The organism is Microbacterium sp. Leaf288 (assembly GCF_001422925.1).
Classification (GTDB): Bacteria; Actinomycetota; Actinomycetes; order Actinomycetales; family Microbacteriaceae; genus Microbacterium.
The window spans coordinates 408628-424326 of sequence record NZ_LMNI01000001.1; the positions used below are offsets into that span (position 1 = coordinate 408628).

The 15699-nt window shown below is 67.4% G+C and carries 12 protein-coding genes; 9 read left to right on the forward strand and 3 right to left on the reverse strand.

Translation table 11 applies throughout. From position 1 onward, the window contains the following. Positions 1 to 23 precede the first annotated feature (23 nt). Positions 24 to 1475 (reverse strand): chromosomal replication initiator protein DnaA, encoded by a 1452-nt coding sequence (dnaA, locus tag ASF40_RS01780; RefSeq protein WP_056365557.1) that lies wholly within the window; start codon positions 1473 to 1475, stop codon positions 24 to 26. A gap of 309 nt (positions 1476 to 1784) precedes the next feature. On the opposite strand from dnaA, the gene rpmH reads away from it, so the two are divergent. The 8 genes from rpmH to ASF40_RS01820 all read left to right on the forward strand — a co-directional run bounded on the left by rpmH (position 1785) and on the right by ASF40_RS01820 (position 13555). Then, positions 1785 to 1922, forward strand: coding sequence for a 50S ribosomal protein L34 (gene rpmH, locus ASF40_RS01785; RefSeq protein WP_005054680.1), 138 nt, complete (start codon positions 1785 to 1787; stop codon positions 1920 to 1922). Between the two features lie 8 nt (positions 1923 to 1930). Then, positions 1931 to 2266 (forward strand): ribonuclease P protein component, encoded by a 336-nt coding sequence (rnpA, locus tag ASF40_RS01790; protein WP_056365562.1) that lies wholly within the window; start codon positions 1931 to 1933, stop codon positions 2264 to 2266. Then, positions 2263 to 2619, forward strand: a complete 357-nt coding sequence (yidD, locus tag ASF40_RS01795; RefSeq protein ID WP_056365565.1) for a membrane protein insertion efficiency factor YidD — start codon at positions 2263 to 2265, stop codon at positions 2617 to 2619. The genes rnpA and yidD overlap by 4 nt, the downstream gene beginning before the upstream one ends. Positions 2620 to 2627: 8 nt before the next feature. Continuing rightward, on the forward strand, positions 2628 to 3779 hold the full coding sequence (gene yidC, locus ASF40_RS01800; RefSeq protein ID WP_056365568.1) for a membrane protein insertase YidC: 1152 nt from the start codon (positions 2628 to 2630) through the stop codon (positions 3777 to 3779). Between the two features lie 35 nt (positions 3780 to 3814). Further along, a complete protein-coding gene (locus ASF40_RS01805; RefSeq protein WP_056365571.1) occupies positions 3815 to 4333 on the forward strand; it encodes a Jag family protein in 519 nt (172 codons plus the stop codon). A gap of 48 nt (positions 4334 to 4381) precedes the next feature. Continuing rightward, complete coding sequence (gene rsmG / locus ASF40_RS01810) at positions 4382 to 5005, forward strand: 16S rRNA (guanine(527)-N(7))-methyltransferase RsmG (protein ID WP_056365574.1); 624 nt, start codon at positions 4382 to 4384, stop codon at positions 5003 to 5005. A 6637-nt stretch (positions 5006 to 11642) separates the two neighbouring features. After that, positions 11643 to 12566, forward strand: coding sequence for a ParA family protein (locus ASF40_RS01815; protein WP_056366677.1), 924 nt, complete (start codon positions 11643 to 11645; stop codon positions 12564 to 12566). Then, entirely contained in the window at positions 12566 to 13555 is a 990-nt protein-coding gene (locus ASF40_RS01820; protein ID WP_056365578.1) for a ParB/RepB/Spo0J family partition protein, read from the forward strand. The genes ASF40_RS01815 and ASF40_RS01820 overlap by 1 nt, the downstream gene beginning before the upstream one ends. Here ASF40_RS01820 and ASF40_RS01825 read toward each other — a convergent pair. Continuing rightward, positions 13550 to 14815 carry an RNA polymerase sigma factor gene (locus ASF40_RS01825; protein WP_056365582.1) on the reverse strand — a complete coding sequence of 422 codons (1266 nt, stop codon included), beginning with the start codon at positions 14813 to 14815 and terminating at the stop codon, positions 13550 to 13552. The genes ASF40_RS01820 and ASF40_RS01825 overlap by 6 nt on opposite strands. Before the next feature lie 56 nt (positions 14816 to 14871). Here ASF40_RS01825 and ASF40_RS01830 point away from each other — a divergent pair, with 56 nt between their 5' ends. After that, positions 14872 to 15219 carry a hypothetical protein gene (locus ASF40_RS01830; RefSeq protein WP_056365584.1) on the forward strand — a complete coding sequence of 116 codons (348 nt, stop codon included), beginning with the start codon at positions 14872 to 14874 and terminating at the stop codon, positions 15217 to 15219. A 17-nt stretch (positions 15220 to 15236) separates the two neighbouring features. On the opposite strand, the gene ASF40_RS01835 is transcribed toward ASF40_RS01830, so the two are convergent. Next, the gene (locus ASF40_RS01835; RefSeq protein ID WP_056366681.1) at positions 15237 to 15653 is read right to left on the reverse strand and encodes a YciI family protein; all 417 of its coding nucleotides are present in this window, start codon (positions 15651 to 15653) and stop codon (positions 15237 to 15239) included. Between the last annotated feature and the right edge of the window lie 46 nt (positions 15654 to 15699).

Consider the following 15699-nt stretch of genomic DNA (forward strand, 5'->3'; position numbering starts at 1 on the left):
CCTCGAAGGGCGTGGAGGACGGATCAGCGACCGTTGCGGCCGAGCTGAGCGGTGATCTCGGTCACCTGGTTGTAGATCGAGCGGCGCTCCTTCATGAGCTCGCTGATCTTCTTGTACGCGTACATCACGGTGGTGTGGTCGCGGTTGCCGAACAGCTGCCCGATCTTGGGCAGCGACAGGCTCGTGCGCTCGCGACACAGATACATCGCGATCTGACGCGCTGTGGCGACCGACTGCGAGCGGCTGGACCCGTAGAGGTCGTCGACGGTGAGCTTGAAGTAGGCCGCGGTCGCCGTGATGATGTCGGTCGGCGAGATGACGTTGGCATCGTCCTGGTCGACGATGTCGCGCAGCACCGTCTGGGCGAGCGACATGTCGAGCGTCGAGCGGTTGAGGCTCGCGAACGCCGAGACGCGGATGAGTGCGCCCTCGAGCTCGCGGATGTTGCTCGACACGACAGTCGCGATGTACTCCATGACCTCGTCGGGGATGTGGAGTCGCTCGGACTGCGCCTTCTTGCGGAGGATCGCGATACGCGTCTCGAGGTCGGGCGCCTGCACGTCGGTGATGAGGCCCCACTCGAACCGGCTGCGCATGCGGTCCTCGAAGCCGGTGAGGTGCTTCGGGGGCACGTCGCTCGTGATCACGACCTGCTTGTCGTGATCGTGCAGCTGATTGAACGTGTGGAAGAAGGCTTCCTGCGTCTCGGCGCGGCCCTGCAGGAACTGGATGTCGTCGATCAGGAGGATGTCGACATCCCGGTACCGCGCCTGGAACGCCGAGCCTCGGTTGTTGGCGATCGAGTTGATGAAGTCGTTGGTGAACTCTTCGCTCGACACGTACCGCACGCGGATGCCGGCGTAGAGGCTCAGCGCATAGTCGCCGATCGCGTGGAGGAGGTGGGTCTTGCCCAGACCCGAGTCGCCGTAGATGAAGAGCGGGTTGTAGGCCTTGGCCGGCGCCTCGGCGACCGCGACCGCCGCGGCATGGGCGAAGCGGTTGGACTGCCCGATGACGAAGTTGTCGAACGTGTACTTCGGGTTCAGTCGCGTATCGCTGCGCGAGACGGATGCTGTGTCCCCCGGTTCGTCGAGCGGCGGGCGTCCGACCGGCGGCCCGGACTGCAGTCCGACGGGCGACGCGATCGGCGCCGCCGTGGACTGGACCGGGATCGGTGCGGTGAGGTGCACGTCGGCGAGATCCGGGTTCACGACGACGCGGAAATTCGACGCGGGATCCTGGACGTCCTGGCCGACGCGCGTGAGCGCCTCAAGGATCGGCGCACGCATGCGCTTGGTGAACTGCGCCGCGGTCAGATCGTTGGGGACGTCGAGATAGAGCGTCCCGCCCATCACTCCCTGCGGAACGGCCAGGCTGATGAAGCCGTGCAGCTGCGGGGTGATGCGATCATCTCGCACGAGTTCGTCCAGAACGGCCGTCCAGACCGGTACATCTGGAACTTCGTGCGGTGTCATGGCCCCCCCGGGTTGTTGATGATTCCACCGGAGGCCGCGGAAATGTCGGTGCAGGCCTGTGGATAACTGCCGGAGCCACGCTAGTCAGGAGGCGTCGCGTGAGCAAACTCCACTGTAGAACCGGCCTGCGTGTCGGTGCCAGGGTCGATCCCCTCTCCGGTGCATAATGACACGTTCTGCGCTCGGTTTGAGTTCTCGGGCAACTCGACGTAGCCTTAATCGGTTGACTTATGCCCTCGTGGCAGTCGCCCCTGTACACACGTCCCCGGTCTCGAGCGTCCCGGTGACACCTGATCGGAAGTAGTCCCCATGAGCAAGCGCACCTTCCAGCCCAACAACCGCCGCCGCGCCAAGAAGCACGGCTTCCGCGCCCGCATGCGCACGCGCGCCGGCCGTTCGATCCTGTCGGCTCGCCGCGCCAAGGGGCGCACCGAGCTCTCGGCCTGAGCCGAGCGGTGCTCGCGAGGCCGCACCGACTCACCCGCGGATCGGAGTACAAGGCCGTTGTCCGTCGGGGTCGTCGGTGTGCCGGAGCGCACACCATCACCTACGTGAACCGCGTCGTGACCGATGGTCCGGCGCGGTTCGGCTTCATCGTGAGCAAGCAGGTCGGTGGCGCCGTCGTGCGCAACACCGTCCGTCGCCGGCTCAAGGCGCTGTGCTTCGAGTCCATCGACTCGGTCGCGCCGGGCAGCGAGGTTGTGATCCGCGCACTGCCCAGTGCGGCATCCGCGTCCTTCGATGATCTGCGCAGCGACGTCGTGAAGTGCCTCGCACGGAGGGCCGCATGAGCGTTCTTCCCGCCTACGCGTTCGGAGACGCCGAGTTCGCGGCATCCGATTCCCTGCGCAGCCTCCCTCTGCTCCCCCGCAACGCGCTGCTTGCGCTGCTGCACGGCTACCGTGCCACGATCTCGCACACCTACGGCGACGTCTGCAAGTACTACCCGTCGTGCTCGGCGTACGCCGTCGGCGCGGTGCAGCAGCACGGCGCCGTCGTCGGTTCGGCTCTGACCGCCGCGCGCATCGCACGCTGCCACCCCTGGGCGGTCGGCGGCGTCGACGACGTGCCGCCCCGCAAGAACTTCCGGCACGCCCTGACCCGACACGGGTTCGTCGTGCCTGCCCCCACCGGAAAGGACTGATCCTCCGCATGGATCTCTTGTCAGCCCTCGCCTCGACGCCGTCGCCGTCCGCTCCGGCGACGAACGGCGGATTCGATCTCTTCGGGATCATCCTGTGGCCGCTCAAGTGGGCGGTCGAGGCGGTGCTCGTCTTCTGGCACTGGCTCTTCACCGCGATCGGGCTTCCGGCGGCCGACGGCATCACGTGGGTGCTGGCGATCGTGGGTCTGGTGATCGTCGTGCGCTCGGCGATGATCCCGCTCTTCGTTCGGCAGATCAAGAGCCAGCGCAAGATGATGGAAATCGCCCCTGAACTGCGGAAAGTCCAGGAGAAGTACAAGGGCAAGAAGGACCAGCTGTCTCGCGAGGCCATGAGCCGCGAGACGATGGCGCTGTACAAGAAGCACGGCACGACCCCGGTCTCGAGCTGCCTGCCGCTGCTCGTGCAGATGCCCGTCTTCTTCGCGCTGTTCAGCGTGCTCAACGACGTCACCAAGCACGCAACAGCCGGGATCGGCGGCGTGGGCCTTCTCAACGCGGAGCTGACCCAGGAGTTCTACAACGCGAAGCTGTTCGGCGTCGCTTCGCTGCACGAGACGCTGATCGACGCCGTCAACACGGGAAACACCCCGGCGATCATCATCCTCGTCGTGCTCGTCGTGCTGATGATCGTGTCGCAGTTCTTCACGCAGCTGCAGATCATCTCGAAGAACCTGTCCCCCGAGGCCAAGACCGGCCAGGCCTACCAGATGCAGAAGATCATGCTGTACATTCTGCCGCTGGGCTTCATCTTCTCGGGTGTCTTCTTCCCGCTCGGCGTCGTCATCTACTGGTTCGTGTCGAACCTGTGGACCATGGGCCAGCAGTTCCTCGTCATCCGTGAGATGCCGACCCCCGGCTCCGACGCGGCCAAGGCGCGCGAAGAGCGTCTCGCGAAGAAGGGCAAGGCGATCGATGCCTCGGGCAAGGTCGTCCCGATGGACAAGTACGTCGCCGAGCAGCAGCGCCTCTATGAAGAGGCCGAGCGCGCGAAGGCAGCGGCGCCGAAGCGTCAGCAGCCCGTGAGCAAGCAGCGCGCGAAGAAGCAGGGTCAGAAGCAGCCCGGATCCGGTCAGAAGCAGGGCGACCAGGTCTCCGGTGGGACCGACCCGGGCAAGCCCGGCACCGGCTCCACTTCCTGAAGACCCCGACCGACGTCACACACGAGGATCACGCCATGACCACGTCACCTGAGTACGCCCCTGTCGACACGCGCGAAGAGCGGGTCCCCGCGACCGTCGCCCAGCTCGAGGAAGAAGGCGACGTCGCCGCCGACTTCATCGAGGGTCTGCTCGACATCGCCGACATCGACGGCGACCTCGATCTCGATGTGCGCGCGGGCCGCGCGTACGTATCGGTCGAGGCGCCGTCCGGCGGATCGGTCGATCTGATCGCCGCACCCGACACCGTTCAGGCGCTCCAGGAGCTGACGCGCATCGCGGTGCAGAACCGCACCGGTCGCTTCTCGCGCCTGATCCTCGACATCGGCGGCTCGCGCGACGCTCGGCAGAACGAGCTGACCGCTCTCGTCGACCGCGCGATTGCCCGGCTGGATGACGGTGCCTCGCAGGCGTCGTTGCCGGCGATGTCGAGCTACGAGCGCAAGGTCGTCCACGACATCGTCGCGGAGCGCGGCTTCGTGTCCGAGTCGTACGGTGAGGGCGCCGACCGTCACACGGTGATCCGTCGCGGCTGAGCCGCGCGTTTCACGTGAAACAGTCGTGCTGAGCTTGTCGAAGAATCGATGATCGAGATCGAGCAGGAACCCCCGGCCGCCGCCGAGATCTTCGGCGACCGCATCGACGTCGCGCGGAAGTTCGCCGAAGCCCTCGGACAGCACGGTGAAGAGCGCGGGCTGATCGGTCCACTTGAACCGCCGCGCCTCTGGTCGCGCCACATCCTGAACAGCGCGGTCATCGCTCCCCTGTTCTCCGGCCGCGTCGGTGACGTGGGGTCGGGCGCCGGCCTCCCCGGGCTCGTACTCGCGATCGCGCGTCCCGATGTCGAGTGGGTCCTCATCGAGCCGATGGAGCGCCGGGTCGCGTGGCTGTCGGAGCAGGCCGAGTCGCTCGAGCTGGACAACGTCGAGGTGCTGCGCGCCCGGGCCGAGGATTGGAAGCGCGGTCCTTCGCTGGATGCCGTCACTGCCCGTGCTGTGAGCGCCCTGCGCACCCTGGTGCCGATCACCGCTCCCCTGGTGCGCGACGGGGGCGAGCTCATCCTCCTCAAGGGGACGAGCGCCGCGAACGAGATCGAGGCAGCCGAGAAGCAGCTCCGCAAGTTCAAGGTGACGAACCCGCGCGTCGAGGTCGTCGGCGAAGGTCTGCTTCCCGAACCGTCGCGGGTGATCCGAGCGACCGTACGCTGACGGCTGGTCGCCGACAGCTCGATTTTCGGCGGACATTCGGCGTGGAAAGCGTCGGTCGAGAACCGACGCCGCGGGCATGTTTCACGTGAAACGGCCTCATTATCGGGTCCGACTGCGCCTCCCCGGCAGCACGACGGATCGTCGACCGACGAGTGTCACTTATCCCGCAGCGGTCGCAGCGAAGGCGGGAGCACCGATGTGCACCGTCATCCGGCTGCCGAGGGCATACGGCTGGTCCGTCGGATGCAGCTCACCCTGCTTAAGCCACGGAGATGCGGGACCCGCGGCCGTCGGCCTCGGATATTCGCTATGCGTCCCGCCTGTAAGAGGTAAGAGCGGATGGACATGCCCGAACCCTGCTGGCGGACGTGCGCGAACCGCGGAGTGCAGGCGCACACCGGAACCCTCACGGCGCGTCTCCGCGGCACAGCGTCGATCACGGTGTCCCGGATGCGGAGAGCAGTGGGATCGCCACAGGTTGACCCGATTCCCCGTGACCTCCGGCCGTCTTGAACTCCCGAGGCCGGGGGCGAGCTCATGGTGTGCGGGATCGTCTATGTCGACGCCGCTGTCGCGGTTCTCCCACGGAGATTCTGTGTCCGCACGGTGAATGGGCCGGCCAGCAACGAGTGCTCGTGTTGGCCACGTCGGATCTCGCACCCCCTCGGACTCACTCCCCTGCCGGCGAGCGATTCCGATGAAGGTCGTCACAGAGGTGCGACCCGCCTTCTCCGTCGGTGGCGACTGGATCGCGCGGGGGCGAAGGTGACCACGACGCAACACCGGCTGCATCTTGCGTCGCTACGGGCGACGGATGCTGCGCCGCATTAGCCGACCGTTGTGCGCTGCAGCTCCGTCCCGCCATGCCGAACCCCAGTTCGACGCGCGACGTCGCTGGCGCTGCCACCAAGAAGCCCCGCGCCCGATCATCAGGCTGCATGCTCACACGGGATGCCCCTGGGGGCGGTCTCTTACTTCTCCCTGTGCAACGGGCGCTGGTTGTCATTGCTCCGGAGCATGCCCAGTCGTATTTGGAAGCGTCGATCCGCGCCGTGACAGCGGCCGTCCGGCTTGACCGCGGTGTTATTCCCGCACGTGTGCCGTGCGCTGGTCGGGCACAGCGGTCATCTCCGCCACTGCCCCACGCCACGCCTGATCGCGGCTTGAGTGCGTTCGCGACGCGGTGGCTCGAGACGGCACGCATCTAGCCACCGCAAAGTCTCGGGCGGCGGGCGCCGGGAACAGCGGGCTTCTCTTCCGAGGAGGCGTGGGAGATCTCGTCGATCGCACCTGCCGCGCCGGCGTCACTGATCACGTTTCACGTGAAACATTCGGCGTCGAGGACGAGTGGATTGCCAGCCGTCCGGCGCGGGCGCTCTCCGACCCCAGCGCGGCGCCAACGCGAAGATCGAGGCGTCGTCGCACAGCGAAGCGGCGTCTTGCGGGGGCCACTGAACTCAAGCTGGGCGGTGCCGCCGCCTTCCGACGAGCCTTCGATATTCGGTCAACTGCGTCTCGAGTCATGTGGTCGACGGCGTTTCACGTGAAACATGGGGCCGACGCGGCCGGATCCACACGGGTTTCTCGACGTGGCGCGCTGCGTGGGGCGAGCGGGGCACGGATGCGGAGGTCTCGTCTGGCTTCGGTTCTCAGAGCCCCGTTGAGTGTGTGCTGCGGAGCCAATGGGAGCAGATGGAGGAGTACTGCCGCCGCACTGCGCGCCGCGCGTCCCCCGTGAGAAGTGGCTGGCGGAGTTGTCACGGGGTGCACACGCGCCGGACGCTTTCGGTACGCGGAGGCTTACCTCCGGTGTCCGGTCGAATCAGGGGATATCCGATGCGTCCAGCGCGTTGTCTAGTTCCGCGACGCCTGCACCCACCTCAGCGCGGAGGGCATGACGCCTACAGGGCACCGTGTCCCGCGCCATGTCGTCGATCAGGTTTCACGTGAAACATGCGGCGGTAGACGCTGACCGATGAACGACCGCTCACCGAGGGACAGGCCGCCGGGAGGGGGACATGGACGTGGACATCGACGCGGGCGTGGCGCCCACGCCCCCCCCGCGAGCGTAGGCGACGTAGTTTCGCCACGCTGTGCGCCTTGATTCTCGTCGGTGCCGAGAGTGGAGGGTGTGCTGTCGCTCAAGTGCATGACCGCCGAAGACTCCCGGGATCGCGCGCTTGACGTGCGTCGAAGCTGCCAGGATCGGGTCGACCGCGCTACGGGAGGGTGTTGTCGATCACGTTTCACGTGAAACACGCGGCGAGTCGGCTCAATGACTGTCCGCTCCATGCTCCGTGATCCGGCGTGAGCACGACCCGACCGGGGGGTGCGCGTCGCTTCCCGCAGCGTGCAGCAACGCTTCGCGGCGCAAAGTGAGACCCATCGGCGTACCGGCGCGTCGCTACCGCACACCATGAAGTAGTCCGCCTGAGCGCACGAGTCGGTGGCGAGACGCGCACCGCCGTGCGCGCCGGCTGGCAGTGCGCGCATTGACCCACCCTCCGCACGTGAGTGGACGCATCCTGCAGTTCAGAGCGGTGTGGACCGCGCAGGCAGAATGGCCGCGCCGCGGCGTCTGTTTCACGTGAAACATTGGCAACTCTGGCTTGGTTCAGCCAACCCGATGGAAGCCAACCGCTGAAGGAGACGGTGATGCCTGTCTGATCCCGCGTTCGGCGCTCGCGCACGGCACGAACGGGGTTCCGGCGCAGGTCCGGGGCTGTGTGAGCCGAAGTCGGAGCGGCGGATCAGCCGTGGAGGTCGGCTCGGGCGCTAGCCGATGCGATCCCGCAGCTAGGCTCACCGCTCGACAGGAAGCAGGAGGGTTCGTCATGTGCACTCAGCAGCCGACCATGGGTTAGGCCGTGGTCGAGTCGCACTTTCCGATTCCGCTCGGTTTCGTGCCACTACGATCTCGACGTGGATCGAAACGCACGCGCCTACATCTGGCGCGGCGAGGAGAGATCACTCCCCGCTGACCTTCGCGAATGATCGCGCCGAGATCTTTGGATCGGCGCGCTTTGAGGGACATCCCGCTCGTCGTTGCCGCACTGGTACATGGCTGTGACGGTGACCGCGCTCAACCCCGCCAGGGAGACGTTCTCGTTCAGTGGAAGAGCGCCAGCGCACCCGTGTTGACACCTGGAAGGCCCCTTGCGGTCACCGCCTCCAGCGGATTCCTGCGGAGTCGACCGGATCGAGCAGAGTCGCGCGATGGACGACGGGCGTCTGATGCTCGCGGCTCTCGCCTTCCTGAGGCAACGGGAGATCCGCGAGCCTCGAGCATGTCTTCTCATCGAGCGATGACACTCACCGCCTTGCGACCGATGCCCCTCTCGAACGCTCCGCCGACTCGTCGCGTTTGTGCGTCCACAGGGGTCAAGTCAGCACGCTGCGAAAGTGGCGTGCTTGCGGTCGTCATGGGTAAAGCGCCGTCTCCTCAATGGGAAGTTGCAGCCAATCGGGCGGGGGGAAGATCCCCACGAGACCAGCTGATGCAAAGGCGGCCGTTGTGCCGGCGGCGTGGTCGAAAGAGGCTCCCGCCGGGAGCCTGCGGGCGATGACGTGCCAGGTGCGATCGCGGGCTGCACAGCTGCGACCTCGAGGGGCTGGAGGTGTCTTCCGGGCGGAGTGAACCCGCGCCTCTTCGCTGCGCCCTGAACTGCTGCGGACCACGTCGACCGGGCGGGTCTCTGGGCCGATCGTGCGCTGGCATGGCCTGTGCGAGGTGGCGTTCACGGGATCGTCGCCCGTGAAGAACCATGATCTCGAACGGCCGGGCCGCCCAGCCGATCGAACAGGGCGGTGAGCAAACATTCGCGGTTGGCGCGATGCCCGGCGTCCCCAAGGAGACCGACGGAACACGACAGGCGAAGTTGCGCACCCTCGACAGGCGTGCACCGCACGGAATACCGCCGGCGCGGGATTCCCGTGCTCGCGCGGGATCTCCTGATCCGGGACTGCTCGGCTCTCGCCGGCGATGTGTAGCGGAGAGTTCTTGCGCCGAGGGCTACGTTTCACGTGAAACGGCGTGTGAGGCGAGTGCCGTCGATCAGCGCCAGCCTCTCGTCCGGTGGCGGGCGGACGCGCGTCACCGGACTGAGCATGCCTGCCTGGAGCGGACCATGAGTAAGCGCTGTGGCGAGCGGTCCGCTCCAGAGGGCGGTGGAGAGGCGATCGGCCTGTGGTGTGCGGGCCCCACCTGTCGGAGTCCCACCTGTCGAAGGTGATGAGGACTGCGGGGTTCCCCTCGCTGCATGGTTTCACGTGAAACGGCGTGTGAGACGAGTGCCGTCGACCAAGCGACAGCCCTCTCGGCTGGCGGCGCGCGGCCGCGTGTCACCGGAGTCAGCACGCGTGCCTGGAGCGTGCATGAGCAAGCGCGCCGTCGCGAGCGGTCCGCCCCATAGGGCGGTGCAGAGGTGATCTGCCTGCGGTGTGCGGGCTCCACGTGTCGGAGCCCCGTCTGTCGAGGGTGATGAGGACTGCGAGGTTCCCCTCGATGCATGGTTTCACGTGAAACGGCGCGTGAGGCGAGTGCCGTCGACCAAGCGACATCCTGTCGGCCGGTGGCGCGCGGCCGCGTGTCACCGGACTCAGCACGCCTGCCTGGAGTAAGCATGAGCGATCGCGCTGTGGCGAGCGGTCCGCTCCAGAGAGCGGTGGAGGGGTGATCGCCTGTAGTGTGCGGGCCCCACCTGTCGGAGTCCCACCTGTCGAAGGTGCGGACGATCGCGGGCTTCCCGTCGGCGCATGGTTTCACGTGAAACATGCACGGACTTCCGTACCGCCCTCAGCTTCTCAGGGACGGCGACGAGTGATGTCGTTGGACGACCGGGCGCCATCGGTCTCCCGTCGCGGAATGGACCACTGCACCACTGCACATCGCCGGCTGGCGAGACCAGATGATCTGTACGGCTTCCCCTCCCGCGCGGCACCCTCGCTGGCACGTTTGGATGCGCGCACTGATTCCCCGAGCGGCGCAGATAGATTCCTTGGGCAATGCGCGGCCCGAGCTCACTGCAACGTCATGGGCGAGTACCCACTGTTGGCGATCGTCAGCGAGTCGACCCGTCGCGGCGCCATGGCCCCGCGACCGATGGGTCCTCTCCCCTAGCCCGCGCAAGGCGTGCTCGGCCGCGAGGTTGTCGTCGACCGGTGCGACAGAGGGCGCAGACGTCAGGCAACGATGTTCTATGAAGTCAGCGCGTGCGACGATGCAGCCTTGCGGTCGAGACGCACTGACGTGGATATCGAACTCGAAAGAATGGTTGGAACTTCACGCGTACCCCTCCGGAGGATGGGTAGTAGTGACAGGTGACGAGCGGCCCTGAATGGGCCGCTGAGCGCGTCGGTCTCGGTTCCTCACCGGATGGGTGCCATGGACAAGCCGCCGGGGAGTGAACTCATCCCCGCAAGAAGCCGCGTCAGCTGCGTCCCGTCGAGTGAAGAGATGTCGCGATCGGTGGTGCAAGCCGGGCGCGACCGGGAGGCGGTCCGCGGAGCGCGCGCGTCTGAAGATCGCACGCGCCTGCCGGGGGTCTGCTGCAGAACTCTGCGGATTCTGCGGCAACGCCGCAGGGAGTTTCACGTGAAACACGACGTCCACCACAGAACCGACCATCGTGGCTACGAGTGTCGGGATGGGACGTTTGAAGCGAACGCGGGGCGGGCTGGTGCCGGCTGTTCCGATACCGGACTGCAGCGATCAGACGCTGCCATTCACTGCCGCTGTCACACGTGAGCTCGGTCCGCTTCACGTGAAACGGACCGCACCGAAACGCGGCGAGAACGCGTACGTGGCCCACACGTCCAGGCCGTAAACGACACCCGGAGACGGGGCCTTGGCACCCAAACGCGAACAGGTGGAACGGCTCACCCGGAGCGGGGTCGGGCGGGACAACCTGCCCGCTCCCGCACCACGTCACACGTGAGTGCCTCGACTGCTGAGCGGGCTGCGGTGCCCTTCGGGCGCGGAGTGAACGCGGATGCCGCCTTGGCCGGTGTTGCGTCAGATGAGGGATTTCTCAGTCGCATCCGAGCGGCGGGTTGGCGTGCCCGAACGGTCCGCGCGGGGTTGACTAGGGACGGTGGATGATCCACCCGGAACGGTAAGGAACGAATGAATAAGTGGCTCCGGCGGCTGGGGATGGGGGGAAGGCGGGATAGGGTGGAAGACGATGTTGAGCGGCTCGGGCACGGGGGAGAGTTTCACGTGAAACAACCCGACGAGAGCGACGCTCAGGCATCCTTCTCGTCCGACGAGCCGCCGACTGTCTGGACACCGCAGTCTGCGGAGCAGCAGGATGCGTCCGACCCGGTGCCCAGCGACAGCGAGATCCACTCGCACAGTGAGAGCGCCGTGTCCAACGGAGCCGCAGTCCCCGAGGAAGCCACGGTCCCCGAGGAAGCCGCCGTTTCGGAAGAAGACGTCGTTCCCGACGAAGACCCCGTTCCCGACGAGCTCGCAGGCTCCCAGCAGGACGACGTGCCCGACGAGATCACCTCGCAGGACGACGAGGCTGAGCGCGCAGACTCCGACGGCGATGTCGTATCGTCCGAGTACGCTGACCCCGCACCTGCAGTCGTCGCATCCCCCGAGCGCCCCACCGTCACGCAGGAAGAGGAATCCCCCATCGTGCAGCAAGACGGCGCCGCTCTCGCGCAGGAAGAAGACGACTCCCCCATCGCGCGGGAGCTCGCAGACCTCACCGCACGTCGCAAGGCGCTCGAAGCCGCCGACGTGCAGCTCACCGGACGCACGCGGGTCCTCACCGTCTCGAACCAGAAGGGCGGAGTCGGCAAGACGACGACGACCGTCAACCTGGCCGCCGCGATGGCCGAGCGCGGGGCGAAGGTGCTCGTGATCGACCTCGACCCGCAGGGCAACGCCTCGACGGCGCTGGGAGTGCCGCACACGGCGGATACGCCGAGCGTCTACGACGTGCTCATCGACGAGTTCCCGCTGGCCGACATCATCCAGGTGAGCCCGGAGTCACCCAATCTGCTCTGCGCGCCGAGCACCATCCACCTCGCGGGCGCCGAGATCGAGCTCGTGTCGCAGGTCGCACGCGAGCACCGACTGCGCGTCGCCGTCGACGACTATCTCGCGAACAATCCGGGCGAGCTCGACTTCATCCTCATCGACTGCCCGCCCTCGCTCGGGCTTCTCACGATCAACGCCTTCACCGCGGCGAGCGAGCTCCTCATCCCCATCCAGTGCGAGTACTACGCGCTCGAGGGACTGAGCCAGCTGCTCGGCACGGTGCGGATGATCCAGAAGCACCTCAACCCCCGCCTGGAGCTGTCGACCATCATGCTGACGATGTACGACGGGCGCACGAGGCTCGCGCAGCAGGTCGCCGACGAGGTGCGCGCCCACTTCCCGACCGAAGTGCTCGACACGATCATCCCGCGTTCGGTGCGCGTCTCAGAGGCGCCGAGTTTCGGGCAGTCGGTTCTCGCTTACGATGGACAGTCGGCCGGCGCCATCGCGTACCGCGAGGCGGCAGTCGAGATGATCCGGCGCGACAGCGCCTCGAATGAAAGGGGCGCGTGATGGCAGCGAAGCGCACAGGACTCGGCCGCGGAATCGGCGCACTGATCCCGACCAGCGAGCAGGCCGACGAGCGTCCCGCAGATGTCTTCTTCCCCCGCGCCGTCGCGGTGGCTGAGGCGGAGCCACCCGCAGAGACCGTCGAGTCCGACGGGCAGGGGGATCTCCTCGAGGTGCCCGGCGCCCGCCTGGCGCACATCGACCCGCACGACATCGTGCCCAACCCGCGTCAGCCCCGCACCAACTTCGACCCGGAGCACTTCGCGGAGCTCGTGCACAGCGTGCGCGAGTTCGGCGTACTGCAGCCCGTGGTCGTCCGGCTCAACGAGAAGGGCGACTACGAGCTCATCATGGGTGAGCGTCGTACGCGCGCCGCCCGTGAGGCCGGACTCTCCTCGATCCCCGCGATCGTGCGCGACACCGCTGACGAGCACCTCCTCCGCGACGCCCTGCTCGAGAACCTGCACCGCTCCGAGCTGAACGCCCTCGAAGAGGCCTCGGCGTACCAGCAGCTGCTCGAGGACTTCGGCATCACACAGGAAGAGCTCGCGACCCGCATCGGCCGCTCGCGTCCGCAGATCAGCAACACGATCCGCCTCCTCAAGCTCCCGATGCCGGTGCAGCAGCGGGTCGCCGCAGGGGTGCTCACCGCCGGTCACGCGCGCGCGATCCTGTCGCTCGAAGACCCGACGGCCATGCAGCGCTTCGCCGACAAGATCGTCAACGAGGATCTCTCCGTCCGTGCGGCGGAGGCTGCGGCGAAGCTTCCGGATGCCTCCCCCACCCGTTCCGTCAAGCCGCAGGCCGGCTCGCGCCGCGCCCACCTGGATGAAGTTGCAGGACGACTGGGCGATCGGCTCAACACCCGGGTGAAGATCGCGCTGACGGCACGAAAAGGCCAGATCAGCATCGACTTCGCGACGATTCAGGACCTCAACCGCATCCTCGCGGAGCTCGGTGAGACGGAGTACGGGGCCCTCGAGGCGTCATAGGCGCCCGAGCGCCCGAGCGCGCCGGCGCAGCGCTTCAGTCTCAGCGGCGTTGCCCGGCAACTCCGCCGCGGCGAGGAACGCCGCGGCTGCGGCATCCGTTCGTCCGAGTCGCTCCAGCAGCTCCGCGCGCACGGCCGGGAGAGGGCGGAACCCCGACAACTCGGGCTCGAGCGCGTCCACGACGGCGAGAGCGGGCTCAGGACCACGCGCCATGGAGAGCGCGACGGCGCGGTTGAGGCGGACGACGGCAGACGGCGCGAGCGACACGAGCGCGTCGTAGAGCCGGAGGATCTGCTCCCAGTCCGTTTCGCCGAACGACGGGGCGACCGCGTGGCACCGTGCGATGGCGGCCTGCAGGCCGTAGTAGCCGAGACCTCGATTCGATGCATCCGCGTGCTCCATCGCCTCCAGGCCGCGGGCGATCGCGGAACGATCCCATCGACGGCGGTCCTGGTCTTCCAGGGTCACCGGGAGTCCGTCGGTGTCGATGCGCGCGGCGAAGCGCGACGACTGGAACTCCATGAGCGCGATGAGCGACCAGATCTCGGGCTCAGGCGGCATGAGCGCGGCGAGCTGCCGACCCAGCCGCACCGCCTCGCGCGCGACGTCGGGACGGATGACCCCCTCCCCTTCCGCCGCCGAGTACCCCTCGGTGAAGAGGAGATAGATCACCTGGAGCACGCTCGCCAGCCGTGCCGGCCGTTCGGCACGGTCGGGCACCTCGAACGGCACGCCCTCTGCCGCGAGGGTCCGCTTGGCCCGCACGATGCGCTGCTGCACCGTCGGCACGGTCACCAGCAGCGCCCGAGCGATCTGCTCGGTGGTGAGACCGGCCACCGTGCGCAGGGTGAGGGCGAGGCGCGCCTGTGCCGGGAGCACCGGGTGGCAGGCGACGAAGACGAGACGCAGCACGTCGTCGTCGATGCGGTCGGGGTCGGCATCGTCGGGCACCGAGTCGATCGCCTCGGCCACGAGAGCCTCCGAGACGAACAGGGGCTCGCGCTGCGACATCCGCTCGCGCCGTCGCCACACGTCGATCGCGCGCCGCTTGGCGACCGACATGAGCCAGGCTCCCGGATTGTCAGGGATGCCGCTGCCCGGCCACGCGGCGAGGGCTTCGACGAGCGCCTCTTGAGCGAGATCCTCGGCCCATGCGAAGTCGCCGGTGTGCCGAGTCAGCGCCGAGACGATGCGCGCGGACTCGTCGCGCCACACGGCTTCGACCGCACGGCGCGCGTGGGCATCGTCGTGGGAGGTCATGCTGCCAGCGTAGGCGCGTGACCCACGGTGTCGGGATCGGCACGTACCCTGGATTGATGGCGAACGACGAGCAGACCCCGCGGCGACGTGCGAGCCTCGAGCTGCTCCGTGCCGAAGCCGCTGACGAGCTCTCGGTGCTGGTGCATGAGCGCCTCCGTGCCGGCGAGGACCCGTGGGAGTTCATGGACGATCTCCCGTCCGTCGACGAGCTCGTCGTGTATCTGCTCCGCGCCGAGAACATCGCCGCCGACGGCGGGGCGCGCCCCAACGCCAGCCGCCACTACCGCGTGCTGAGGCAGATCGCCATCGACTATCCCCCGCTCACCCGCGCCGTGTGGTCGTTGCTGGGTGACGCGAACACGCACCGCCGGTGGGACCCGACGGTGCGTGCCGAAGCGAGCTGACGCGCGCAGCTCACGAGTCACGAGTTGGCGGCACGCCACTCCTTCTCCTTGGCGATCCACTCGTCGTTCTGGTCGAAATCGCTGAGCTCGTTGACGCGACGCACCTCCAGTGCGGTGCCGGGGCCCAACGGGCACTTGCGCGCCCAGTGCTCGGCCTCCTCGCGGGAGGCGACCTCGAGAATCCAGAAGCCGGTGAAGACCTCGCGCGCTTCGGCAAACGGTCCGTCGGTCACCGCGGGCGGGACCGAGTCGAAGTCGACCCGGAAGCCCTCGGCGGCGTCGGACAGCCCTTCGGCGCTCAGGAACACTCCGGCCTTCTGCAGCTCTTCGTTGTACGCGCCCATGGCGGCGTACGCCTCCGCCATGTCGAACGCCTCGGGATCGAATGCCGCAGCAGCCTCGGCACCGACCTGCATGATGAGCATGTAACGCATGGGAATCCCTTTCGTCGGGGCGATCGTGGCCCGGTTGGAGGCCCGT

What these genes read in the sequence shown, in the direction of transcription:
- ASF40_RS01830 (WP_056365584.1), top strand. Translation starts at nt 14,872, where the DNA reads ATGGCGAACGACGAGCAGACCCCGCGGCGACGTGCGAGCCTCGAGCTG.
- ASF40_RS01820 (WP_056365578.1), top strand. Translation starts at nt 12,566, where the DNA reads ATGGCAGCGAAGCGCACAGGACTCGGCCGCGGAATCGGCGCACTGATC.
- rsmG (WP_056365574.1), top strand. Translation starts at nt 4,382, where the DNA reads ATGATCGAGATCGAGCAGGAACCCCCGGCCGCCGCCGAGATCTTCGGC.
- yidC (WP_056365568.1), top strand. Translation starts at nt 2,628, where the DNA reads ATGGATCTCTTGTCAGCCCTCGCCTCGACGCCGTCGCCGTCCGCTCCG.
- ASF40_RS01835 (WP_056366681.1), bottom strand. Translation starts at nt 15,653, where the DNA reads ATGCGTTACATGCTCATCATGCAGGTCGGTGCCGAGGCTGCTGCGGCA.
- yidD (WP_056365565.1), top strand. Translation starts at nt 2,263, where the DNA reads ATGAGCGTTCTTCCCGCCTACGCGTTCGGAGACGCCGAGTTCGCGGCA.
- dnaA (WP_056365557.1), bottom strand. Translation starts at nt 1,475, where the DNA reads ATGACACCGCACGAAGTTCCAGATGTACCGGTCTGGACGGCCGTTCTG.
- ASF40_RS01805 (WP_056365571.1), top strand. Translation starts at nt 3,815, where the DNA reads ATGACCACGTCACCTGAGTACGCCCCTGTCGACACGCGCGAAGAGCGG.
- ASF40_RS01825 (WP_056365582.1), bottom strand. Translation starts at nt 14,815, where the DNA reads ATGACCTCCCACGACGATGCCCACGCGCGCCGTGCGGTCGAAGCCGTG.
- rpmH (WP_005054680.1), top strand. Translation starts at nt 1,785, where the DNA reads ATGAGCAAGCGCACCTTCCAGCCCAACAACCGCCGCCGCGCCAAGAAG.